The sequence below is a fragment of the Bradyrhizobium sp. BLXBL-01 genome (assembly GCF_051853025.1).
Classification (GTDB): domain Bacteria; phylum Pseudomonadota; class Alphaproteobacteria; order Rhizobiales; family Xanthobacteraceae; genus Bradyrhizobium.
On record NZ_CP182471.1, the window covers coordinates 7,141,659 to 7,161,767 of the forward strand.

A 20,109-nucleotide genomic window follows, 5' to 3' on the forward strand; every position below is an offset into this window, starting at 1 on the left:
GAGCGTTTCGCGAGCGGGACCATCAGCCCAGCCCATCTAAGTGAGGACTGAAGATTTCGATTGACGGGGAGTTTTGGGCCGTTACACATACGTCAACGGACGTTGAGGCATTTGTAACAGAGCGCAGCATGGCCCAGCACAACGGAAAGTTCGTAACTTACTACCGTGTCTCCACCGGCAAGCAGGGCAAGTCTGGTCTGGGCATCGAAGCCCAGCGCGCGGCAGTGGCGACCTACCTCAACGGAGGCGACTGGTCGATCGTTGCCGAGTTCACTGAGGTGGAGTCAGGCAAGCGGTCTGACCGGCCGGCACTTGAGCAAGCACTGGCCGCAGCCCGGCTACATCGCGCCGCCCTGGTGGTGTCCAAGGTTGATCGCCTCACGCGCTCCGTGGCCTTCCTGTCGCGGCTGCTAGAGGCTGGTGTTGATGTTCGGTTCGCCGACCTGCCTGTGATCGAGGGTGCCACCGGCCGCTTCCTTCTTCAGCAGATGGTTGCCGTTGCGGAGCTTGAGGCTGGCATGATCTCTGCTCGCACCAAGGCGGCACTGGCGGCGGCCAAGCGGCGCGGCAAGACGCTAGGCGGCAATCGTGGCGTTGTTCCCGACACCAAGATGCAGGAAGCATCCAGGAAAGCTCTACAGGTGCGTTCTGCGGCAAGGGCGGCAGACATCGCGCCAGTCATCCGAGAGCTTCAAGCGGCCGGCAAAACCAGCTTGCGCGCTATAGCCGACGGATTGAATGAAAAAGGCATCCCGACCAGCCGCGGAAATGGCCAGTGGTCCGCAGTGCAGGTCTCAAGAGTGCTTGAGCGGCTTCCGTAGCCGGCTGAATATCATCGGAACGCCTTGCAGGCATCGCCGCTGCGGAACGTGCCTGATGGGCACGCCTTGCCTGGGATCACCGGAAAGGCGCGAGGCGTGTCGGCGTGTAGGGCTTCGCATTTGTCCCCTTTACCGACGTAACCAGTTGGACAGGTGCCGGCGCGCTGGATGCGTTCCCGGCCGTCGCGAGTCGACGTCGGATACGCGCTCTCAGCCATTGCGGGTGTTGGAAGCGAGAGGAGAACGAGAGGCGCAACGGTGAGAGCCGAGGCCAGCGTGGCGAGCAGTCCTACAGGTCGTCTCATAATCACCGTCGCGCCTCCCAGAGAACGGCGGCCCGACGAGAGTGAAGCCGCTACCGCCGTTCTATCCGGTTTCAGCCTGCCATCAAGACGTTGCTACCCTGTAGTTCGGCCAGCTTCGAGTCGACATCGGCCTGTTCGGCTAGTGCCGCTTCTAGCTCGGTACGCAGCGCGAAGACGTCAACGCTCTCCAGCCGAAGCCGTGCCTTCTCCACTCGCTGGTCAACCTCGGCCTTTTGGCGGCGGAGATCGAACATCTTCAGGGCTGCGCCGCGAGCGGCCCTGACGCCTTCTCCGACTGCATATTGTTCCCCCTTCAGCCGCGCGGCGTGCTGCCGTGCTATAATTCCAGGTCGTTTCATTTCTGTTGTTCCTTACTTTCCTTGAGCAGCACGGTACCGCTCTTCCATGTACTTGCGAGTGAGCCCGGTATATCGGGCTAGATCGGCTTCAGTGATGCGGGACTGCTTCCGGCTCGCGGCGATCTCCGCTTTGTAGCGCTCGGTAAGCGAGTCAGACGGCTTCGCGGATGGGCTCTCACTGTCGATGCTGCCGAAACCTTCGGGCATCTGGTCGCGCAAGCTGCGGATGTAGTCAGCCGGTGAGATCGATCCCTTGCCGGGCAAGTGGATCAGGTTCTGCGGGGTCAGACTGGCTCCGGCCAAATCGATGGCCGCTTGCCGGACTGCATCTGCATTTGGCCGCAGATTCTGCCGGCGCGCTTCCGTCAAAATCAGGGACTCGAGGTGATCTGACATCACGCTGACTCCGGCTCTGATGCCAGACCGGCATCCTTGTTCAGTTCAGCCAAAAGGACGCGGCGCATCCAACTCGACTTGGCGAGCAGTTCAGCTTTCGCGCGTTGTTCGATTGCGTGAGCGAGCGACCGAGGCAGCACGACGCCGATCGTTTGGGTAGGCTCAAGCCGAGCCTGATCAAGATCAATCATGTGGAACTTTCCTGAAGACAGCAGTAATCGCCGGCACCGCGAGAGACGCGGTCCGGTGGACGTAGGTTGAAGTGAGGGGATAAGAATCAAAAACGCCGTCAGCGTGATCAGCTTGACGGCGTCTTGGTAGCTTGCCCACATACTCGCATGAAAAGCAGAATGCGTCAAGCCCTGCCTTAGATGGTGATGGGCTTCGAACTTATATGAGAGAGTTTCAGGGAATTTGAGAATGCGAGGAAATGTCTTGTTTTATAGGGTTTCGGTGCATTTCGTCTGAAAATGACAATTTAACTCGGTCTTTTATGGCTTACGTAGGCGCGAGTCGGCGAACTCATCCGCTTCCCGTCTTCAGCGGGTGTAACGAGCGGTGGAAAGCGAACTGTCGAGTCTGCTCTGGCATGTTTGCCATGTTCGCAACGCCTCCCATGCGATCGCGCCTCAACGCCCCTTGCGTGGCTCGTGGTGCGCTCTGAGTGATGGCGGCTGGTCGCAGCCGTTCTGTCCGATAACCTTCTGTACGGCCCCGCTACGGGCCGTTGGAAGGTACACGCCCACGTCAAGTCCTCGCCGGCTCAATATGAACAGGCGGAAACTCTGTCGGGGTCAGAACGGAGGATCGTTCTCCCAATCGATCCCGCTGGCCTTCCGCTCTAGGGGCAGCCGGTTGTCGTTCGTAGCTAAAGGCTCCCCATCCGGCGGGATGTACAGGTCTGGCTGATCCGGATCGAGATAGTCATGCAGATGGCCGGTCAGGAAGCTGGCGAGGCTACGGGACCAGTGTCGATCTTCCTTTTTGCTCTTCAGAAAGTGCAGCGCGGCCTGCTTGATGCGATGGGCAGGGACGCCTGACTTCAAAAGGCGATAATAGTGGACCGATGCGCCCTTGTCAGAGTCGTGGCGTGGCTGGTGTTCGGCGTCCTTTGACGGTGCCGGCCATGCTTGTTTGATCTCCTCCAGCGTTTGCTTGGCTTCCTCGCTGGTCTGCCGGAAATCCGACCGGTCTGCGCCGCAGGCGCTATCACCCTCAACGCTCGCACGCATACCCGGAGCGGAGCGGCCGGGAATGAGAGCGCTATCCAGATCGGCGCTATAATGATCAGCACTATAGGGACCAGTTTTCTGGTCTTCCGGATGTACAGTTTTCTGGTCTTCCGGAAATACAGTTTTCTGGTCTTCCGGTGTCTCTTGCTGTTGCGCTCCCCGATCCCAGTTCGGTCGAATCAGACTTGAGGTGTTCGGGCGGCGCTTTACGATGATCCAGCCCCGAGCCTTCAACGCATTGGTAGCGGTCGTGATGGTCGTTTCTGAATCGCGCCCGATCCAATCGGCGAGCGTGTCACGACGGGCCCAGGCATATCCGTTGAACCGATGGGACTTATCGCCACAGGTCCACCTGACCAACTGATATCCGACAACCCTTGCTGTCATTGGCAACTCAGAGTCCGCCATCATGGCGTCAAGAAAGCGCAACTCTTGAACGGGCGAGACCGAGCGGAAGTTGTCGTTGGAATGTTTGTCTTTGCTGGCCGTTTGTGTCATGGTGATCTTGTAATTGTTGAACTGCTTTAAGCCCCTTGGCGTTGGCGCGCCGGGGGCTTTTCCTTTGGTGGTTACTTCGAGACGGCACGAAGCTGTTGCAGCTGCGCCGCGATGGCACGCCGCAAGAACTCTGATCTCGACAAGCGTAGTTCGATGCGCGCTCGATCCAGATCAGCCAGTTGCTGGGCTGGCAGCCTGACGCCGATGTACGGGCGTCGATATTCGGGGTCGTAAAAGAGTCGGTTACTCATGGTTCCTCCAAAGCAAAACGCCCCGGCGGGATGCCGAGGCGTGGGTGTGGACACGACAAAGCCCCGCTGGGGCGGGGCCTCTGATCAAAAACTGCGATGATGCTTCCTCCTAGCACAACTTCAGGGCGGCGTCAAAAATTTGCATAGTCGTCCTCTGGTGAGGCTGGCGAAGCGCTCTGAAGCTTCTTCAGCTTCCTCTCAAGCTCTGCATTGCGAAATTCTGCTTCGGCCCTGCTGAGTTCCTCTTCTAAGCGTTGATGCCTGATCGCTTTCACATGCTGCATCATCGCTTCGTGGCTCGTGATCTGAACGCCAACGTTGTTCGCCGCGACACAGATTGCCTGCTCGGCAAGGTGGACCGGCACGTCATAGCGGCCGGAAACCAAGCGAGAGTTCAGAAGCTGCGACACCTCGTTGACAACGCGCTTCGCGAATTGGTCGTTTGCACACCAAGCAATGATCCGAGCAGGCTCCCCGATCCTGCGGGGGTCTCTACCGGTCCAGCCGAGTCGTAGCGCCCGGTCCTTGCCGGCAAAGTAGATTGCACAATAGCCGTTCCGATCGAAGAGCTTCCTCTCGGTCTTGCCGCCATCGTACTGCGATCGGCTGAACCACTGTAAGTCGCCGGAGACTGCGAAGGTCATCATGGCTCCTCAATCCCTGAGAGCTTCCACGATAACAGCGATGTCTGCGATGTCATCGAAAGCGATCTTCTCGTCCTCCTTCTCAGGCATTGTCCTGGAAAGACTCAGTCCCTCCTCACTGATCCCGAGCAGGAGCCGCACTCTTGTCCACCCGCCCTTTTCCGTCACCATCACTAGGTCGCCTCGCATCGGATCGCGAGCTTTGGTCGCGAACATTAGCATTCGAGGAGGAAACCAATTTCCGAGCTTGCCGTCCGGGTTCCGAAAGGCGAACAGCGTCTCATCCTCTTGCCAGTTCGCGGGGACAATCACGGATTCTGGCTTGCCTGTGTTTGCTGCTGATCGAAGCGACTCCGGAAGAGAGGAGACATTTCGCACGGTGATTACACGAGGCCGATCGTCCGTTGCTTTTTGTCCAAATGCTTGAGCAAGATCGGCAGGAATGGGTTCGCCCGCTGCGTCAGCGATTTTCTTCAGCGTTGCGGCTGAAAACACAAATGGATGGTCAGCATTGTTCAACGCTCTCAAGAGAGTTGAAGGAGCGAGACCGGAGCGGCGCGCGAGTTCGGTGCCCGTCCACCCCTTCCTGCTCAAGATCGATCTGACCCAACGCGCAAGACCTTCATTGCTGATATTGGGCTTTGGCCTTCCGCGCGGCATTTTTTGCAGTCCGATTGCATTAATAGTTCGCATGCAAATACCACGATGAAAACGAACCTGTCAACTTAAGCCAGCAGACGGATCTATTAGCAGTTGCTTGCATTACTGGATATTTAATGCTAATAGAGGCAAACATCCACGCAGCAGGAGATCTGAATGTACTCACGTCCGCCAGTATTTTCTCTCGATCCAAGGTGCCTCTCCGAAGATCCTACTGAAAGCAACTTCCATAGAGCGCTGAATGCATTGCTGGCGGAAGTCAAAGTGGCTCCGGGCCTGAACGAAAATGACCTGAGGGTAGCTTTGATCTTGGTGGACAAGATGCACGATGGACGGGTTGATGTAGCTTCAATGTCTCTTTCCGAAATCTGCAAGAACAGCCACCTTTCCATCGGCGCGGTAAGGCATTCGTTGAAGAAATTGCAGAAGGCAGGATACTTGAAAGTTATCCAGCCGTCGGAATTCGAACTGAGGCAGGGTGGCTGGACCCTCAAGTATCGAGCGGGCTTTTATGGTCCTGTCGGATTCCCAAGGGCGGCTTGATGAATGCTGGTGCCGTGAAGGTTTCACCACCCAGTCCGGTTGACGTCCTCTGCAGCGACGTCGGCCTGATTAGGGCGGACACACCATTGAGACTGGAAGTAGCCGCTCGCCTGGCTTTTCCCGACGGCAGCATCACGGTTTCGGGGCTCCGTCGTGAAATCGCTCGCGGTCGTCTCGCTTATGAGACGATCGCCGGTAAGCAGTTCACTACACTGACCAACATTGCTGAAATGAGAAAACTATGTCGAACGCCGGTAAAGGACCCCGCCTCTGGAAGAAACCTGCTCAAGCAGGACGTCAAGCCCATTGGGTTGTCAAGGACGGGTCGAAGCGTATCGCCACAGGATGCGTTGCGAAATCGTTTGAACATCGTCCTCCAAAAGAAGCCGAAGAGTTCCTAGCGAACTATATTGCGTTAAAGCATGCCCCGGAGCGCAAGCTCCGGGACGTTGACCTTATTCCTATCGCTGATGTGCTTGCGATCTATCACGCGGATCGCAGGGATGGATTTGAGGAGGAAGTACAGCAGCGGCGATTCGATTCTTCGATCAACCGACTGAATGATTTCTTCGGGCTCTACATGCTGGGCGAGATGCAGGAGTCGCTGACGAGGAAGTTCGTCAAGAAGCGCGGCAACCAGGGTGGCGCACGTCGTGATCTGGAAAACCTGCGAGCCGCCATCAATCATCATGCCGACCAGAACCTGCATCACGCGGTCATCAAGGTTAAGCTTCCCCCCAAAGGTGCGCCACGAGACCGATGGCTCGACCGGAGCGAAGCTGCTCGGCTGCTTTGGGCTTGTTGGCGGCACCGCGAGGTGCAGACAATTCACCGCGGGCGACACAAGGGGGAAAAGGTCCAAACGACGAAGTATACCCTTCGTCACCTTGCCCGGTTCATTCTTATCGGTCTCTACACCGGCACCCGCGCAGCTGCCATTGCAGCAGCCTCGCCGCGCCGCGAACATGGCCGCGCGTTCGTCGATCTGAACGCGGGGATTTTCTACCGACTCAAGATCGGTAAGCGTGCCACGAACAAGCGGCAGCCACCGGCCCCTCTTCCGCCGCGACTGCTTGCACACATGCGGCGCTGGGAGCGGAAGAAGATCATCGCAAACTGCTTCGTCGAGTGGCACGGCCAGCCGGTTAAGTCGGTGAAGAACGCCTTCGCCCGCGCTGTGAACGTTGCCAACCTCGATCTGACAGACGGCAACGTGACGCCGCACACGCTCCGCCACACGGCCGCGACGTGGCTTATGCAGCGCGGTGCCGACCCCTGGGAGGCGGCTGGATTCCTCGGCATGTCGGTGAAGGTTCTGATCGACACCTATGGCCACCATCATCCCGACTACATGCGCGGCGCAGCCTTTGCGATCACACAGAAGAGTCGCGTGGAGTCCGCCGCTAAAGTCGGTACACCTTCTGTTCGAAAAGCCAGCTAGGTGGACCGCCGGTGGACCGGTTGACCGTGAACAAACGCAGATTTTCGTGAATCGACGTTACAAAGAACGACGAAAAATCATCTACTTAGTGTTCGACCCGTGCGCTCATAACGGTCTGGTTGCAGGTTCGAGTCCTGCCGGGCCCACCAAAGCAAGATCGAATGCTTATCGAGCTGAGTGCCGCTCTGCCGGAAAGGAGACATTCTTAAAGCAAACCCCATTGGCAACATTAGAGTTCGGCGAAGCCGCCATCGACGACCAGTTCCGAGCCAAGCATGTAACTCGACGCATCGCTAGCGAGGAACAGAACGGCGCTGGCAATTTCGTCGGCGCTCCCAAGGCGCCCAATAGGAATCATGGCGCTCGCGCCTGCGAGATAATCACGGAACTGCTCGTCAGTCTGTCCGGGATGTTCAGATTGTCCCACTCCCCGAAGGATAGGAGTGTCGATGAGTCCCGGACTGATCGCATTCACGCGAATGCGCCGATGTAGCAGTTCCGCCGACAAGGTTCGCGCGAACGAGCGCACGGCCGCCTTTGAAGCCGAAAGTACAGCGCGCCCGGGCACGCCGACTTGGTTCAGCCAAGCCGTCGTCACGATGATCGATCCGCCCTCACGCATGATTGGTTCGACAGCCTGAACCGAAAAGAACACCGACCTCACATTGGTATCCATCAGGCGGTCGTACTGCGCCTCGTCGGTCATCCTCAGCGGCGTGACATAAGCCACACCGGCGTTAGCGAAGAAAATGTCGAGCGCGCCGAAAGCGCGGTGCACGTCAGACGCCATCCTACTTAGCTCGTCGCGGGACAGCACGTCGGTCTGCAATGTGAGCACGTCCGTGCCGATGATCTCGCGCGCTCCATCGAGTTCCTGCGGCTTGCGGCCCGTGATCGCCACTTTTGCGCCGTTGACGTGTAAGAGCTTGGCCGTAGCGAGACCAATGCCCGAAGTGCCGCCGGTGATCAGCGCCGTTTTTCCGTGAAGCATTTGCGTTCTCCTATGGTTCAGTGGGCGTGGGTGCCGTGACTCATCCCGGCGTGCTCCGGGACGATGAATGGCAGCGTCTTCACCTGACCTGGGAAGACGTTATGGTCGGCATCGACGAGCGAGATCGTCACCTTGTGCGGGCCGGGCGGCAGCCCGGCGATGTCGACGGTGTTGTTGTCGCTCGCGTCCGCCCACCACCACGGCAGATCGTCAACGGTGACGTGTAGATGCCCGATACGGGGTGACACCTCGCGTGCGCCCTTCCCAAAAACCTGGACGATGCGGAGGTTCTCCACTCGGTATTGCGCCCAGAAGACGCCGATCGCCAGCCCCTCGGGGAGCGGAGGGTCGACGATCAGCCTGGGCGTTGGTTCGTTATCGACGGCAACGTAGGGTGAAGCGCCGCGAACCTCCTTCGCGCTCTGGGCAAATGCAGCGGTGGCGAGCACAGCGACAGCCGCAAAGGCCACTACAGTGAGACTCTTGATGCGAAGCATGGCATTTTCTTGTGCAAAGGCTTTGGCGACGACGGATTGAGAGATAGCGGCCGCAACTCCGACCGCCGCGGAGGAAGAAAGGACGGCGCGGCGCGTCGGATTCGTTTGGTTGGTCATGACGACCCTCCTCTGAATTGCGGGGCAGAAATTTGAATTGTAGTTTCGCGGCTTGCCGGGGCTTCGTTAGGCCAAGTCACTCAGCATTCTCGGCAGGTCCATCTCTGCTTCCCTCGTTTGGAAGCCTTTCGCCAGGGCAGCCGCAAGGCGGTGCTGCGCGTCTGGACTGCGAAGACCTTCGATGAAAAGCTCCGCGTCGCGTCGCAGTTCGTCAGCGGGTGGCAGCGCGATATCGTTGACTCGATCTTTGATGGTCCTTTGGCCAGCAGCCGGAAGAGCCGCGATGCGATGTGCTAAGGCCTTGACGAAGGTGCCTAGCTCGTTGGCAGGCAATGCACGATTGATCCAGCCATAACGTTCCGCGAGGTCAGCGTCGTAGTCCTCAACGCTCAGCATGACCTCAAGGGCGCGAGCACGCCCCATAAGCCTTGTAAGATGCTGTGCGGCGCCGCCTCCGGGAATCACATCGAAAGCGGATTCAAACTGACCAAAGATCCCCTTCCCCCGGGCGGCGAAGCGCATATCGAGCGCCAGCACAAACTCGCTGCCCACGCCACGAACGCGGCCGGCGATCTCAGCAATTGTGATGAGCCGACTCTGACTCAACTGATGAAAGAGCAGCGCGGGCGAGGACTTGCCCCCGCTGATCTGGACAACTTCCCGGAGCTCCTTTATTCGCGTCACATCGACGTGCGAGATGAAGTAGTCGGGATCAGTCGAGCGAAAGACAAGAACCCGGATCGCCCTATCGGCCTCCGCCGCGTGAATGAGCGAGTTTAGATCGCGGTAGAGGTCTGGGCCCAATAAGTTCATGGGCGGAGCGGAGATTTCCGCAAAGAGAACGGCGCCTTCGCGTTGGACTTTGACGGTTTCGAAATTCATTTCAATCTCCTGTAAGGTGTGAGGCCACTCGAGTTGGCGGCGATTTGAGAACAAGCGCGGTGATCGACGGCGCGGCATCACGGCCGTCGTTTAGCCATGCCAATCAACGCAAGGAACGGAACGCTGCCCGGAGCTCGGAGGAAAAGAGCGCCGGCTGTTCCCAAGCCGCGAAGTGTCCACCTTTGTCGACCTTGTGGTAATAAATCAGTTTCGGGTAGGCCTTCTCGGTCCAGCTTCGCGGCGCCTCGTACTGTTCGCTGGGAAAAACCGTCACGGCGACAGGAATGGAAATCCCTTTCGCGTTGAAGAAGCCTCCCTTGTACTCCCAGTAAAGTCGGGATGCTGAGACCCCAGTATTCGTCACCCAATACAGTGTGATGTTATCGAGGATCTCGTCTCGCGTTAGTTCGCCATTCGCGCTCTTGATGCGCTCAAGTGCTGCATAGAAGGCCGCGGCTGGCTGGCCATCTGCGTCGTTGTGATCGAGGAGCCAAGCGGCCAGGCCGACCGGGGAGTCCGCGATCCCGTAGAGTGTCTGCGGACGAGCAGCCATCATCCTCGCATATTCCACCTGCTTGAACGTTCTCGCGAGTTGCTCGCAAGCTCGCTTTTCATCAGTCGAAAGACCAGCAGGCGCTACATCTCCGCGAGAGAGTGCATCGTTGATGTCGTTCGGCACTACGGCTGGCATGTTGGTGTGGATCGCGAGCAGGCCATCCGGTGCCTGCAAACCCATCTGGTCGACAACGAATGCGCCCCAATCGCCGCCCTGCGCGACATAACGGAAATATCCGAGACGCTTCATGAGAACGTCCCACGCCCGGCCCATCCGTTCCGGCCCCCAGCCGGTGCTTGTGGGTTTGCCCGAGAATCCGTAACCCGGCATGGAGGGGATCACCACGTGGAAAGCATCTGAGGCTTCGCCGCCATACGCCGTAGGATCGGTGAGCGGCTCGATAAGCTTCAGTTGTTCGACGATCGAGCCAGGCCATCCGTGATTAATAATGAGCGGAAGTGCGCCGGGATGCTTTGAGCGCACGTGGATGAAATGGATGTCGAGGCCATCGATCTCAGTGATGAACTGCGGATATTTGGCCAATCGAGCTTCGACCTTGCGCCAGTCGTAGCCAGTTGCCCAATAGTGGGCGAGTTTTTGCATCGCTGCGAGCGGAACGCCCTGCGACTGATCCGAGACGGTCTCCTTCTCCGGCCACTGGGTATCAGCGATACGCCGCCGCATGTTTTCGATGACTCTCTGCGGAATATTGACATGGAAGGGGCGAATTGAATCAGATGCGGCCACCGGCTTTGCCTCCGAAATGTTGAATGTGCTCAGCGCCGCCAGCCCGATGCCGGCGGCTGCACTAGCAAGCATGGTGCGGCGCGTGTGATTGGTAGAATTCTCGCTCATTGACGGCTTCTCCCGGTCAGATGTCACCTAATTTGGAGCTACCCAAGCTATGCAGTAGATGGCAAAATCGGAATTCACTGTGCAGCGGGTTGGATAATGCTGGACGCGGTTGCGGTGTTCGTGAAGGTTGTGGAAGCCGGTAGTTTTTCGGTCGCGGCGAAACGGTTGGACATGCCCAAGACTACTGTCAGCGCAAAGATGGCTGCGCTGGAAAAGCGCCTCGGCGTCCGATTGATCCAGCGCACCACGCGCAAGTTGCATTTAACGGAAGCAGGTGAAGCCTACTTTCGTCACTGTTCGAACGCTGTTCGTGAAGTCGAATTGGGTGAAGCGGCGCTTCAATCGGCCAAAGGCAAGCCATCGGGCCTTCTGAGGGTCACGGCGCCGGCTGATATGGGGCACAGCGTCCTGCCGCGAATCGTCCAGGCTTACGTCACGAAGTTTTCGGAAGTGTCAGTCGACCTCACGCTCACAAACCGGGTTGTCGACTTGGTGGGAGAAGGTATCGACGTAGCCATACGTTTTGGCAGGACGTTGCAAGACTCGTCGCTCGTCGCTCGCCGCTTCACCGAGGTTAAGGCAGACCTGTGGTCCTCACCCAAATATATGAAGAGGCTCGGCGAGCCTACGCATCCGCGCGAACTGGCGAATGCAGCGTTCGTGACCCATCCATTTCAAAAGGGATCTCTACTGCTGACGAACGGGAAGTCAGACTTCGAGCTTTCGATGAAGGGACGTGTTCGCGCCGATGACGTTGAGCTAATAACGACAATGATCACGCTCGGAGAGGGTATAGCTTGGTTGCCAGATTTCCTTAGTCGGGATGCGGCAAAAGCGGGAAAGCTCGTTCGTGTCTTGCCCCATTGGCATCCAAAGCATCAGCCCGGAACTTGCTACTTCGTCTATCCTAGTCGTCACTATGCGCTGCCGAAAGTGGAAAGCTTTATCCAAACGGCATTACTACATGTTCGGCCAGATCAATCCTGAAGGGTGACGCCACTAGGCGCGACCTACGAATGCGACGGCACCCCAGAAGCGACGGCGGCTTCGGGTCAATCGCGTCGTTTCTGTCGGCGCATGACTTCGAGTCTTCACCCGAAAGCCGCCATGATCAATGGGGACGCAAGCCTCAGAAGAGCAAAACCGCCCACCAGAAATCCCACAGAAACCCCGTGAACAAACGCGCACGAACGTGCGCGAGAATGCACGAGCTTTATTGAAAATGCTCAGATTTTCCAGATATTCACTACGCTCATAACGGTCTGGTTGCAGGTTCGAGTCCTGCCGGGCCCACCAATAAATCGATCACTTTGCCGGGCCGCGGCAAGCACTCCACTTCCGCTGAAGCGGGCGACACGAGCTTTGGCCGCGACCCAGGTCGCAATACGGTTCAAATCCGGCAATGCGCCGGATTCATTTTGGCCGCAGGCGAGATGAGTGCGGGGACCGGGGGAATTGATGCAAGGCTGTAACCGCACCCGAACGGATGTAGCCGATGTTGCGGCTGCCAGACGAGCGCTATATCCGAACTGACGGCTGGGCATTCGACCTTCCCGGGACGACATTCTCTCCGGAGTGCAGAACCCGTCCGATCGCGCGGAGCGATCGCGATGAGGGAGGCTACGATGGATTTTACGCGGATGTCGGATGCAATCCGGCTGCATCACGCCTCTCATCACCACGATGGGTACGATGGCGCGGGCGAATTGGGCCCCGCACCCAGAGCTCCGTTCATGGCTGACGCGGTCGGCGGTGGCGCCCTGGTCCATCGTCCCGGCCCGTTTGCCGGTCCTGGAGCATACGCCGCGAGCGCGCATACCCAGCATAAAGACTCCGACCCGGTTCAGTCCAAACATCCCCCATCGGGGGGCGAGATGGGCAGCCACGCCGGCAACCATGCCGCAGCGGGCCTGGATGTTTCGTCCACGAAGCCTGCTGCCGGCGCATCCTTTCCCGAGAAGAGCATTGCTTCGGTCGAGAGTGGGGCGAACACGGCAGGGAACGGCGGGGATGGCCATTTTTACGGAGGTATCATTCACGCGTCCCTTTTGATCTACGAACCGATCAACATTTCGATCAGCGCGGGATACGGCTCGGTCGCCCTGGCCAACCAGTCCAACGATTTGAATGTCGATCAATCCGCTTTTCAAATGGCCGGCGTCGGCGGCCATGGCGGCAATGACAACATTGCAGCGGGTGGGAGCATCGGTACGTTTTCAGGCTCCGGCGTGATTGCGAGTGGCGACAACAGCGCCGGAAACGGCGGCAGCGGCCATTTCTCGGGTGCGATCGTGGACGCTCCCGTGGTGATCTATCATCCGATCAATATCGCGTTGGCGAGCTCGGGCGGCACTGCACATGCAAGTCAGTCGAACACGGTCGACATCGACCAATCGGCCACGCAGATCGCGGGCGTCGGCGGAAGTGGCGGACATGGCAATGTGGCCGCCGGCGGCAGCGTCATCACGCTCGACCCCAGCTGGGGATCGAGCGTCTTTGACGTTCAAACGGGCGGAGGCCAGGCCGGCAATGGCGGTGACGGCATGTTCTACGGGGAACTCGTCCATACCTCGTTCGTCGTGTACAACCCGATCAACATCGCCATCGCGGGCTATGGCTCCAGCGCTTACGCGGTCCAGATAAACGATGTCTCCGTGGATCAATCCGCGGTTCAGATCGCCGGCATTGGCGGGCACGGCGGCAACGACAACGCCGCAGCGGGCGGCCATGCAAGCCTTCTCTCCCATCATCTGTGGGGCGGGTCCGATACGATCGCGACCGGTTCGAACAGCGCAGGCAATGGCGGCAACGGCTATTTCGCGGGCAGTCTGGTCGACGTCAGCGTCGCGATCTATGCACCCATCAACATAGCAATCGCAGGTCCACATTCGACGGCGGTGGCCGATCAGGTCAACAACGTGCACATCGACCAGAGTGCGACCCAGATCGCCGGCGTTGGCGGGGACGGCGGCTACGGCAACCTCGCGCCAGGTGGCGATGCCGCGCATCTGTTGTCGGATCTTCACCTGGTGGCATAGCGAAACGTCGCATCGCTCTCATGGCCGATCGCATCGCGGCACGCGGCCTCGCCACTCGCCGCATGCAAAGCCGGCGCAGAGGCGCCCTCCCCTGACGAAATGTCGTACTTTCGTAGGTAGGCCCACCAAACCGGATGATGTTCGATTTGACATCTATCGCTCTCGCGCACGGGCGGATCAGACTTGCCGTGCGCGTCCGCCTGATCGGGATGGATGTTGCACGACAGCCAACAAAACGACGGAGGCCTCAAATGATGCCAAAGGCAATCAACATCTCGGATACGATCAAGGTCAAATCGATCGACACCGGTGGTCAAAGTGCCGGAAATGGCGGCGACGGTACGTTCAAGGGAGCCATCATCAGCAAGCCGACTGTCAACTACGATCCGACCAACAAGGCGGAAGGCGCCGACGTGCACGTGAGCACCGGCGATCACGTCAAGCAGACGGCGGATTGGGATGCCGGCGGCGCCAACGCCAAGGCCTCGGTGTTCTCCAAGGCTCATGGCGGAGACGCCGAGTCGAACGGCAGCCAGAAGTCCTACAGCGGCTACGATACCTCCAAGGTCTACGCCAATACGGATGCCACCCAGATCAACAAGGTCGCGGTGGACCAGCACCAGGAAGTGGTCGCCGGCATCGGCGGCGATGGCGGAGACGGCAACTTCGCATGGGGTGGCGGAGTGACCTTCCATCTCGACACGCTCTGACGAGCCGCTCGTCCGACTGGCGGGATCGGCTGCCGCGGCCGCCGGTCCCGGATTTCGCGCCAAAGATCTACCGATGCGGTTGCCGGATTGCGTTGACCATCAGTCAAGTGCGACGGGCCTCGATTTCAGGCGGTGACGATCATGCTGATGCCGCCCATTCGGTTGCCGATCCTGCCGCAGATCCGGACGCCACTGCACACGGCCCTCCGGTCCTGCGTGGGACCGCTAGGTCTCGTATTCGCATATAGCTGCAGCTACAATCTGCTACTGTTTGCGCCCTCCATCTATCTTCTTCAGATCTACGACCGGGTGTTGTCGAGCCGGAGCGGCGACACGTTGCTCCTGCTCACGCTCATAGTCGCGATCACCGTGGTCGTCGGCGGCGTGTTCGATGCATTGCGGCGCGCCGTCCTTGGACGCCTCGGTGCCTGGCTCGACGATCGCCTTCGTCCCTGCGTGCTTTCGGCCGGCCTCGAATCGGCGTTTCGCAGCGATTGGACGCAAGCGTCGGGCGCATATCGGGACCTCACCGTGCTGCGCCAGTTCGTCGAGTCCGGCTCATGTACGATGCTGTTCGACGCGCTCTGGGCGCCCTTGTTCCTCCTTGTCCTCGTTCTGATCCATCCCCTGCTTGGCGTGGTGGGCGCCTGCTGCGTCGCCTTCCTGTTCGCACTCACGGTCGCCGGAGAGCTGGTCACGGAAGACGTTTTGCTCAGGTCCGGCGCCGCGCTCTCCAGAAGCTACGGTCGCCTTCAGACTGCCGCGGGCAACATCCACATGATCCGCGCCATGGGAATGTTCGATAGCGCCGCGCGCATGATCCACCGTGACGCGCAGCACGCGCGCAGAGAGCACGATGTGGCGCTCCGGCGAGGCGAGATCGTTTCTCTGGTCGCCAAGCCGGTTCGCGCGCTGTCGCAGGTCTTGATCATGGGGGCTGCCGCGTGGCTCGTCCTCGATCACGGCAAAAGTCCGGCAATCATCTTTGCTTCTACGCTGATGTTCAGCCGGGCGCTCGCACCGGTCGAAAGTGCGGTCGCAGGCTGGAAATCACTCGTGACGGCCGTGAGCGCCTGTCAGCGGCTCGGCGCGCTTCTCGCCGCATTCCCCGTCACCCGGCAGGAGAGCGCGGGGGTTTTCCCGCCGCTGGCGCGAACTGGCCTCGTCGTCGACAATGTGGGCGTGTGGCTTGCCGGGACCGATCATCTTCTGCTGAACGGCGTCTCCTTCAGCCTCATGCCCGGAGAATGCCTTGGCATTATCGGTCCGTCCGGGTCAGGCAAGTCCTTGCTCGGCCAGGTGATCGCGGGGCTGTCGATGCCGACGCATGGCCGTGTTCTCCTCGACAATACCGACGTCTCGCTGCTTCGCGAGACCCGAAACGGCGACGGCCTCGGATATCTCCCCCAGGACATCAATCTGATCGGCGACACCATCAACGACATCATCGCACGCCTTGAAGATGCGGACCGGCAAAAGGTCGTCGAAGCGGCCAAGCTCGCCGGAATCCATGGGGCGATCATGCGCCTGCCGCAGGGTTACGACACGGTGGTTCACAGTGAAACCATCTTCTCACGCGGGTATCGGCAGCGCCTCGGTCTTGCCCGCGCATTTTTCGGCAGTCCACGCCTCATCGTTCTCGACGAACCCAACGCCAGCCTCGACTACGGGGGCGAGCGAATGCTCCTGGATGCCATCGAGCGCATGAAGCTCGCGGGCGTCATCCTTGTCGTCGTCACTCACAGGATGGGTCTCCTCGCCGCCACGGACAAGATTGCCATCATGGAAGACGGTGCGGTCGCCGCGTTCGGCGACAGCGAGGACATCTTTGAACGGCACCTGAGCCGACCCCAGGTTACTTCACAGGTTGCGCCATGATCTGGAATTCTCTCACCATCTGGAAGCATCCTGCCGTCGCCAGACTTCCCATGATCTGGGACCGGTTCGTACGAGGGCCGTCGCGCCCCACGCCGACCCGACGATCTGGCGTCGTGGTAACCGCAATCGACGATTTCGAGCCTCTGGAATTTCCATGGTGCTCGACGCCTACGCCGACCTCGCCACGCGGAAGGCTTCGCGCTATCACCGTCGCGGGCAATCTGCTGGTGCTCTGCTTCATGCTGGGGCTTGGTACATGGGCGAGCCTCGCGCCTCTCGAAAGCGCCGCGATCGCGTCCGGCGTCGTGGAATCGGAATCGAGTCGCAAGACGATCCAGCATCTGGAAGGCGGTATCGTCAGCAAGATCCTGGTTTCGGATGGCGACATCGTGCGCAGCGGCCAAACGCTGATCGCGCTGGAGGACACCCGGGCGAGCTCGGAGGTGCAGAGCCTTCAAGGCCAATTGTGGGATGCAGCTGCTCGTGCCGCTCGGCTTCAGGCCGAGCAGCAGAGATTCGAGAGGATCGCAATTCCGGACGCGCTGGAACAGGACAGCAGGCAGAGCGGAGTGGCCGCCGCTGCACTGTCGGCGCAGCAGTTCATTTTTCAGGCACGCCTGCAGGTCCACGAGTCGCAGCTTGCAGTCATTCGCGAACGAAGGCGTCAAGTCGAAAAGGAGATCGAAGGTCTCACGGCGCAGGAGAGCGCCACCGGGCAGCGGATCGGCATCGTCCGGGAGGAACTGGATATGGTCACGACACTCGTCAACAAGGGTCTCGAACGGCGGCCGCGACTTCTGAACCTGCAGCGGGAGCTGGCCGACGTTGAGGGCCGCCGCGGCGAGATCGCCGCGCAGATTTCCCGCGCCGCGCAAGTCATCAGCGAACAGCAGGCCACATTGTTCAAGCTCGAGAGCGACAGGCAGAACGAGATCGCACAGTCGCTTCGTGAAGCACAGAACCAGATATTCCAGCTCCGCGAGCGGTTGTTTGCGGCCAGGGACCAGCTATCGCGAACAGAGGTCAAGGCGCCAGAGGACGGCGTGGTAACCGATTTGCGGATTCATACAGCCGGCGGCGTCATCGGAGCGGGCGCTCCGCTCATGGACCTGGTACCCCGGCAAGACCGTCTCATCGTGACCGCGCGCCTAAGGCCCGAGGATATCGATGTGGTTCATGCCGGCCTCAATGCCGAGGTTCACCTCTTACCGTACAATCAGCGTCGCGTGCCTCGCCTGATCGGAACTGTCGTGCACGTGTCCGCAGACCGACTCCTCGACAAGCGCACGGACCAGCCATACTACGCGACCAAAATCCGGATCGATGACGCGCAGATCGTCGCAAACGACATCCAGATCGTCCCCGGCATGCCGGTTCAAGTGTTCATCACGACAGGGCGCGGTACCGTGGCTCTCTACGCGCTCAGGCCCCTGCTCGACTGCTTCCGTAATGCATTCAGAGAGGACTAAGTCTCCTGCATCGGACTTGCGCCGGGGTCGTGCCCCTGCGACGGCAACCGGCCGCGCCAGCGCAGCACGGCTTCCGTCCGATTGTGCGCAGCACATTTCCTCATGATATGCTGGATGTGCATTTTGACTGTGCTTTCCGACAGGTTCAATTTGGCGGCGATCAGCTTGTTGGGCAGGCCGAGCGCCAATTCCGCCAGAACCTGTTGCTCACGAGGCGTGAGATCCGGCACGCTCCTTTCGATAGTCACTCCGGCTCCCTCGTTCACAAGAGATGCGCGCGCAAGCCCGCGCGCATCTGGCGGCTCGAAATCCGATATCCTGTTCATCCCGGCGACGGGCAACGGCCTGTAGACGCCGCCGACAAGGACAAGGCGCAGGCCAGCTATGGCAATCTCGATCGGCAGCGAGGTAGAAAGAAAGCCGCGCACACCCCGCTGCATCGCGGCCTGCACGGTCGGCTCGTCGTCATGGTTTGACAGAATTGCAACGGCGGCGTTGGGACAACACTCCGCAACGAAGGCGAGACTTCCCTCAACCGAGGGATCGTCGATGGGCTTGTCTGCGATACTCAGCACCACCAGACGAACATCGCGGGTTGATGTGCAGTCCAGGCTTTCGACCGTTGCCATGTCGAGGATCTCGAATTCCGCCAATTCCCGCCTGAGGACGTTCAGAATACATGTGCGAGGCAACAGGAGCGGTTCGACGAGCACCAGAACCGGCAAGTGAAGTGACCCATCGAGCCGCTTTGAGGAGTTTGTTATGTCGTCCATGATTTCCTCGAGATAAAAAGAGCTTCCGCGATATTCCCATTCCCTATTGCTTGTCCCCTGCTGCTGCATTCATCCTGAATGATCATCACGAGAGCGGCGCAGTGCCGCTGCCAGTGCCTTGTCCACTGCGGTTTAACTGGCGCCTGGGTGGAAATTCTTTCCGCTCAAATTCATTTCGGCGCGGACCGCGCGCTGCCGCAGCCGACGCATTCCCTAATTGCAGATATTTCTATAGGCCGTTGACGCCGCCGACCCCGACTTGCCGTCGACGACATATGCTTCATCCTCCTTCACGAGATAAAGAAACGGTCTCTCTGCGGTCTCGCCCCCTGATGCGCTTCCTCCTTTCACACGCCCGCAAATCGTATCCACGGGGCGTCCGAGCGTGTTCTTTCGCATCGTGCGCTTCATTTCGGTGAATTCGGCCGATCCTGGATCCTCCATCTTCGTCGCGATGGTGACCTTCGCCTTTTCTAGGACAGGATCTGAGTCTTCCGCGGGCCGTTCGGATGCTGGGACGCTGGTCCTCGTCCGCAGTGACGCCGCTTTGGCGAGGTCGACCGATCCGCTCTTCTTTGGTGATGATTTCTTGCCGGACCTTCCCGGAGTTGCAGAATTCGGTTTGACGATCACGGGATCCGGCGCCAGTGCCGTCGGCGTTGGCTGCGGGGATCGGGCGACCGCAACCCGGTCGAAACAGGGTCGTGACGCACACCCAAGGAAATACCCTCGGGAAGGCGCGAACCAGCCAAAGCCGATCAGGACTCCTGCCAGCACTCCAACAAAAAGCAGTCCCATCCGATTCCCCTCCCTGGGAGCTCGGCTCGCACTCGTAACTAGGACTAATTCCGCGCTGGTGATCCATCTGTTGCGCAAAAGCGTTAAACGCCCATTAAGCGCGCAGCGGCGCGATTTGGTCCGCTCTTGGACCTCTCTGCAACTTGCGTGTTCGAACGTCCGCCTTGCACCACCAAAAGCTGCCGATCACCGGCGCGTGGCACAGCCACGCAGAGGCCCGAAGGGCGAAGCGCGGTGTCCGGCATAGCTGGAGCGCAGCGGAAGCGACGACGGACTGTTGCGGCGAGCTTCAGTAGGAGAGCCAGCGACACACATTAGAAGCGAAGCGAGTTAAGGCTGCCGTGCCCGATGAGGTTTCTTATCGTTTGAATTTCCGCTCGATGACTGGAAGTGCC

At 59.5% G+C, this 20,109-nt stretch carries 21 protein-coding genes; 8 read left to right on the top strand and 13 right to left on the bottom strand.

Features of this window, described 5'->3' with window-relative positions; translation table 11 throughout:
- Window positions 1-128 precede the first annotated feature (128 nt).
- Window positions 129-821 (top strand): recombinase family protein, encoded by a 693-nt coding sequence (locus tag ACNJYA_RS32995; RefSeq protein WP_439401436.1) that lies wholly within the window; start codon window positions 129-131, stop codon window positions 819-821.
- Between the two features lie 376 nt (window positions 822-1,197).
- On the opposite strand, the gene ACNJYA_RS33000 is transcribed toward ACNJYA_RS32995, so the two are convergent.
- From ACNJYA_RS33000 to ACNJYA_RS33030, 7 genes are all read right to left on the bottom strand, one after another.
- Window positions 1,198-1,485 (bottom strand): hypothetical protein, encoded by a 288-nt coding sequence (locus ACNJYA_RS33000; protein WP_439401437.1) that lies wholly within the window; start codon window positions 1,483-1,485, stop codon window positions 1,198-1,200.
- A 12-nt stretch (window positions 1,486-1,497) separates the two neighbouring features.
- Window positions 1,498-1,881, bottom strand: a complete 384-nt coding sequence (locus ACNJYA_RS33005; RefSeq protein WP_439401438.1) for a hypothetical protein — start codon at window positions 1,879-1,881, stop codon at window positions 1,498-1,500.
- Window positions 1,881-2,072 (bottom strand): hypothetical protein, encoded by a 192-nt coding sequence (locus ACNJYA_RS33010; protein WP_439401439.1) that lies wholly within the window; start codon window positions 2,070-2,072, stop codon window positions 1,881-1,883. Before ACNJYA_RS33010 ends, ACNJYA_RS33005 begins: the two co-directional genes overlap by 1 nt.
- Before the next feature lie 603 nt (window positions 2,073-2,675).
- Window positions 2,676-3,611 carry a hypothetical protein gene (locus ACNJYA_RS33015; RefSeq protein ID WP_439401440.1) on the bottom strand — a complete coding sequence of 312 codons (936 nt, stop codon included), beginning with the start codon at window positions 3,609-3,611 and terminating at the stop codon, window positions 2,676-2,678.
- Between the two features lie 71 nt (window positions 3,612-3,682).
- The gene (locus ACNJYA_RS33020; protein ID WP_439401441.1) at window positions 3,683-3,862 is read right to left on the bottom strand and encodes a ribbon-helix-helix protein, CopG family; all 180 of its coding nucleotides are present in this window, start codon (window positions 3,860-3,862) and stop codon (window positions 3,683-3,685) included.
- Between the two features lie 131 nt (window positions 3,863-3,993).
- A complete protein-coding gene (locus tag ACNJYA_RS33025) occupies window positions 3,994-4,506 on the bottom strand; it encodes a hypothetical protein (protein WP_439401442.1) in 513 nt (170 codons plus the stop codon).
- 9 nt (window positions 4,507-4,515) lie between these two features.
- Window positions 4,516-5,025: a hypothetical protein gene (locus ACNJYA_RS33030; RefSeq protein WP_439401443.1), complete on the bottom strand. Its 510-nt coding sequence runs from the start codon at window positions 5,023-5,025 to the stop codon at window positions 4,516-4,518.
- Window positions 5,026-5,322: 297 nt separating this feature from the next.
- Between ACNJYA_RS33030 and ACNJYA_RS33035 the strand changes: the two genes are divergently transcribed.
- Window positions 5,323-5,709: a winged helix-turn-helix domain-containing protein gene (locus ACNJYA_RS33035; protein ID WP_439401444.1), complete on the top strand. Its 387-nt coding sequence runs from the start codon at window positions 5,323-5,325 to the stop codon at window positions 5,707-5,709.
- Window positions 5,710-5,950: 241 nt separating this feature from the next.
- Window positions 5,951-7,150, top strand: a complete 1,200-nt coding sequence (locus ACNJYA_RS33040) for a tyrosine-type recombinase/integrase (protein ID WP_439401445.1) — start codon at window positions 5,951-5,953, stop codon at window positions 7,148-7,150.
- Between the two features lie 229 nt (window positions 7,151-7,379).
- Here the strand turns inward: ACNJYA_RS33040 and ACNJYA_RS33045 are convergent, their stop codons facing one another.
- The 4 genes from ACNJYA_RS33045 to ACNJYA_RS33060 all read right to left on the bottom strand — a co-directional run bounded on the left by ACNJYA_RS33045 (window position 7,380) and on the right by ACNJYA_RS33060 (window position 11,048).
- Entirely contained in the window at window positions 7,380-8,141 is a 762-nt protein-coding gene (locus ACNJYA_RS33045; RefSeq protein ID WP_439401446.1) for an SDR family oxidoreductase, read from the bottom strand.
- Between the two features lie 17 nt (window positions 8,142-8,158).
- Window positions 8,159-8,755 carry a DUF6130 family protein gene (locus ACNJYA_RS33050; RefSeq protein ID WP_439401447.1) on the bottom strand — a complete coding sequence of 199 codons (597 nt, stop codon included), beginning with the start codon at window positions 8,753-8,755 and terminating at the stop codon, window positions 8,159-8,161.
- A 66-nt stretch (window positions 8,756-8,821) separates the two neighbouring features.
- Window positions 8,822-9,637, bottom strand: coding sequence for an enoyl-CoA hydratase/isomerase family protein (locus tag ACNJYA_RS33055; RefSeq protein ID WP_439401448.1), 816 nt, complete (start codon window positions 9,635-9,637; stop codon window positions 8,822-8,824).
- Window positions 9,638-9,740: 103 nt separating this feature from the next.
- Complete coding sequence (locus tag ACNJYA_RS33060) at window positions 9,741-11,048, bottom strand: epoxide hydrolase family protein (protein ID WP_439401449.1); 1,308 nt, start codon at window positions 11,046-11,048, stop codon at window positions 9,741-9,743.
- A gap of 96 nt (window positions 11,049-11,144) precedes the next feature.
- On the opposite strand from ACNJYA_RS33060, the gene ACNJYA_RS33065 reads away from it, so the two are divergent.
- The 5 genes from ACNJYA_RS33065 (at window position 11,145) to ACNJYA_RS33085 (ending at window position 18,143) form a co-directional block, all read left to right on the top strand.
- Window positions 11,145-12,035, top strand: coding sequence for a LysR substrate-binding domain-containing protein (locus ACNJYA_RS33065; protein WP_439401450.1), 891 nt, complete (start codon window positions 11,145-11,147; stop codon window positions 12,033-12,035).
- Between the two features lie 746 nt (window positions 12,036-12,781).
- Entirely contained in the window at window positions 12,782-14,086 is a 1,305-nt protein-coding gene (locus ACNJYA_RS33070; protein WP_439401451.1) for a hypothetical protein, read from the top strand.
- Between the two features lie 251 nt (window positions 14,087-14,337).
- Window positions 14,338-14,796, top strand: a complete 459-nt coding sequence (locus ACNJYA_RS33075) for a hypothetical protein (protein WP_439401452.1) — start codon at window positions 14,338-14,340, stop codon at window positions 14,794-14,796.
- 141 nt (window positions 14,797-14,937) lie between these two features.
- Window positions 14,938-16,674, top strand: coding sequence for a type I secretion system permease/ATPase (locus ACNJYA_RS33080; RefSeq protein WP_439401453.1), 1,737 nt, complete (start codon window positions 14,938-14,940; stop codon window positions 16,672-16,674).
- Entirely contained in the window at window positions 16,671-18,143 is a 1,473-nt protein-coding gene (locus ACNJYA_RS33085; protein WP_439401454.1) for an HlyD family type I secretion periplasmic adaptor subunit, read from the top strand. Before ACNJYA_RS33080 ends, ACNJYA_RS33085 begins: the two co-directional genes overlap by 4 nt.
- Here ACNJYA_RS33085 and ACNJYA_RS33090 read toward each other — a convergent pair.
- Together ACNJYA_RS33090 and ACNJYA_RS33095 are read right to left on the bottom strand one after the other, a co-directional pair.
- Complete coding sequence (locus tag ACNJYA_RS33090) at window positions 18,140-18,985, bottom strand: response regulator transcription factor (RefSeq protein WP_271502419.1); 846 nt, start codon at window positions 18,983-18,985, stop codon at window positions 18,140-18,142. The genes ACNJYA_RS33085 and ACNJYA_RS33090 overlap by 4 nt on opposite strands.
- A gap of 144 nt (window positions 18,986-19,129) precedes the next feature.
- Window positions 19,130-19,714 (bottom strand): hypothetical protein, encoded by a 585-nt coding sequence (locus ACNJYA_RS33095; protein WP_246571837.1) that lies wholly within the window; start codon window positions 19,712-19,714, stop codon window positions 19,130-19,132.
- Window positions 19,715-20,109: the final 395 nt, after the last annotated feature.

Excerpts from the sequence above, each read along its gene's own strand:
- ACNJYA_RS33020 (WP_439401441.1), bottom strand. The coding sequence starts at position 3,862 with ATGAGTAACCGACTCTTTTACGACCCCGAATATCGACGCCCGTACATC.
- ACNJYA_RS33005 (WP_439401438.1), bottom strand. The coding sequence starts at position 1,881 with ATGTCAGATCACCTCGAGTCCCTGATTTTGACGGAAGCGCGCCGGCAG.
- ACNJYA_RS33025 (WP_439401442.1), bottom strand. The coding sequence starts at position 4,506 with ATGACCTTCGCAGTCTCCGGCGACTTACAGTGGTTCAGCCGATCGCAG.
- ACNJYA_RS33050 (WP_439401447.1), bottom strand. The coding sequence starts at position 8,755 with ATGACCAACCAAACGAATCCGACGCGCCGCGCCGTCCTTTCTTCCTCC.
- ACNJYA_RS33055 (WP_439401448.1), bottom strand. The coding sequence starts at position 9,637 with ATGAATTTCGAAACCGTCAAAGTCCAACGCGAAGGCGCCGTTCTCTTT.
- ACNJYA_RS33035 (WP_439401444.1), top strand. The coding sequence starts at position 5,323 with ATGTACTCACGTCCGCCAGTATTTTCTCTCGATCCAAGGTGCCTCTCC.
- ACNJYA_RS33065 (WP_439401450.1), top strand. The coding sequence starts at position 11,145 with ATGCTGGACGCGGTTGCGGTGTTCGTGAAGGTTGTGGAAGCCGGTAGT.
- ACNJYA_RS33045 (WP_439401446.1), bottom strand. The coding sequence starts at position 8,141 with ATGCTTCACGGAAAAACGGCGCTGATCACCGGCGGCACTTCGGGCATT.
- ACNJYA_RS33060 (WP_439401449.1), bottom strand. The coding sequence starts at position 11,048 with ATGAGCGAGAATTCTACCAATCACACGCGCCGCACCATGCTTGCTAGT.
- ACNJYA_RS33090 (WP_271502419.1), bottom strand. The coding sequence starts at position 18,985 with ATGCAGCAGCAGGGGACAAGCAATAGGGAATGGGAATATCGCGGAAGC.
- ACNJYA_RS33070 (WP_439401451.1), top strand. The coding sequence starts at position 12,782 with ATGGCTGACGCGGTCGGCGGTGGCGCCCTGGTCCATCGTCCCGGCCCG.
- ACNJYA_RS33075 (WP_439401452.1), top strand. The coding sequence starts at position 14,338 with ATGATGCCAAAGGCAATCAACATCTCGGATACGATCAAGGTCAAATCG.
- ACNJYA_RS33040 (WP_439401445.1), top strand. The coding sequence starts at position 5,951 with ATGTCGAACGCCGGTAAAGGACCCCGCCTCTGGAAGAAACCTGCTCAA.
- ACNJYA_RS33080 (WP_439401453.1), top strand. The coding sequence starts at position 14,938 with ATGCTGATGCCGCCCATTCGGTTGCCGATCCTGCCGCAGATCCGGACG.
- ACNJYA_RS33095 (WP_246571837.1), bottom strand. The coding sequence starts at position 19,714 with ATGGGACTGCTTTTTGTTGGAGTGCTGGCAGGAGTCCTGATCGGCTTT.
- ACNJYA_RS32995 (WP_439401436.1), top strand. The coding sequence starts at position 129 with ATGGCCCAGCACAACGGAAAGTTCGTAACTTACTACCGTGTCTCCACC.
- ACNJYA_RS33000 (WP_439401437.1), bottom strand. The coding sequence starts at position 1,485 with ATGAAACGACCTGGAATTATAGCACGGCAGCACGCCGCGCGGCTGAAG.
- ACNJYA_RS33085 (WP_439401454.1), top strand. The coding sequence starts at position 16,671 with ATGATCTGGAATTCTCTCACCATCTGGAAGCATCCTGCCGTCGCCAGA.
- ACNJYA_RS33015 (WP_439401440.1), bottom strand. The coding sequence starts at position 3,611 with ATGACACAAACGGCCAGCAAAGACAAACATTCCAACGACAACTTCCGC.
- ACNJYA_RS33010 (WP_439401439.1), bottom strand. The coding sequence starts at position 2,072 with ATGATTGATCTTGATCAGGCTCGGCTTGAGCCTACCCAAACGATCGGC.